Raw genomic sequence first — 395 nt, 5'->3', positions numbered from 1 at the left:
ATCTACTGCTCGTGGCTTTGAAGAAAACTTATCAAATGTTCAACGAACGTCTTCGCCGCAAGCTTTGCAGCGCGCCCGGCAGGAAAAACCGCATGAATCTCGGTTGTGCCCATATTCCAATCTTCAAGAACCCTCATCAACGTTCCGTTCGATAGTTCCGCACTGCATCCCAACAACCCGGTACCCACGATTCCGAGTCCCGCAACTGCGGCAGCCGTGGCACCGTCGTTGGAGCTTGTCGCAACACGTCCTTCGAGGCGGATGGATTGCGTTCGACCATCGCGTTCAAAAGACCAGCTTGCCATGCTAGCGGACGGCCCGACTATTATTTGATGGTCGGAAAGGTCAGCCGGCGAATCGGGAACGCCCGCGCGACTTAGATATTCCGGCGAGGC

The 395-nt window shown here is 55.7% G+C and carries 1 protein-coding gene; it reads right to left on the bottom strand.

Annotation, left to right across the window (positions count from 1 at the left end; translation table 11 throughout):
* Positions 1–2: 2 nt before the first annotated feature.
* Positions 3–395, bottom strand: a 393-nt coding sequence (locus ACRXB1_RS37415) for a LysR substrate-binding domain-containing protein (protein WP_449494941.1), incomplete at its 5' end; no start/stop codon positions are given.

The organism is Caballeronia sp. M23-90 (genome assembly GCF_053574605.1).
Note: the sequence above shows the minus strand (reverse complement) of the source record. Positions and strands in the feature narration are given on the sequence as shown.